Consider the following 1045-nt stretch of genomic DNA (forward strand, 5'->3'; position numbering starts at 1 on the left):
GCTTACCGATCATAATGTCCCAACCGTCACCATCGTACTTTGATGCTGCCGCAACGTATTTAGAACCGTCGATAACCGAACCACCACCAACAGCAAGAATAAAGTCGATGTTTTGATCTTTTACGATAGCGACCGCTTTATCCAATGTTTCTTTTGTTGGGTTTGGTTCTACACCAGAAAACTCAGACCATTCGTGGCCAGTGAGCGCTTCTGCTACTTGGTCGTATACGCCGTTCTTTTTGATTGAGCCACCACCGTAAATCACCAAGACCTTTTGATCCGCTGGGATCTCGTCTTTGATTGCTGCGATTTGTTGTTGGCCAAAGAAAATTTTGGTTGGGTTGACATAAGAAAAGTTCATTGCAGACCTCTTGTTTCCAGTTGAGGAGATTGAATACGTGCATATTAGTACGACTTTTTGTCGTGTTGTAGGTCGATTTCTGTAAATTACTTGCCTATTTCTACAAAATTGTTGTTATAGCGCTGGAATCGGAAATAGAAGAGAAAGTATAGTGAGCAAAATGACAACAGAGCGTAGACCGATTGACGGTTTATGGAGCATTACATGAACACATTAGCCGAAACCATGCAGCAGTATGTTGAAAAGCATGATCTGCACAATTTAGAAGGCATCAAGCAAACTGCTATCGAAGGCGTTTGGTTTTATCGCAGTAGCAAAGGCAATAACCGTCAACCATTTGTGTATCAATCAGGGATCATTGTGCTTGGCCAAGGGCATAAAAACATCCATATAGGGCAAACGCCAGTTCAGTATGGTCCGGATGACTATTTGGTGGTGGGTGTACCTATGCCTCTAGAGTGTGAAGCATTTGCCACCAACAATGAGCCTTTGCTCGGTATTTCTATCGACATCTCGCCAACGTTGCTGCACAAACTTGTGAAAAAGCTCGAAGCACAGAAATTCAGTAATATCTGCGAAGATTCTAAACGTTGTGGCCTCAAATCGGTTCGAATGAACGACGCCATGCTCGATGCTTGCAAGCGATTAATGAAGGCGCTTTGCAACGATTTGGATGTGGCGATA

At 43.4% G+C, this 1045-nt stretch carries 2 protein-coding genes; one reads left to right on the top strand and one right to left on the bottom strand.

Going from position 1 to position 1045, the window contains the following annotated elements; translation table 11 throughout:
* Window positions 1-361: iron-containing alcohol dehydrogenase (locus R7P72_RS26035; RefSeq protein WP_318111145.1), on the bottom strand; the 361-nt coding region annotated here is incomplete at its 3' end.
* 204 nt (window positions 362-565) lie between these two features.
* Here R7P72_RS26035 and R7P72_RS26040 point away from each other — a divergent pair.
* On the top strand, window positions 566-1045 hold a 480-nt coding region (locus R7P72_RS26040), incomplete at its 3' end, for an AraC family transcriptional regulator (RefSeq protein ID WP_318111147.1).

It is taken from the genome of Vibrio sp. Vb0888 (assembly GCF_033338835.1).
GTDB lineage: Bacteria > Pseudomonadota > Gammaproteobacteria > Enterobacterales > Vibrionaceae > Vibrio > Vibrio alginolyticus.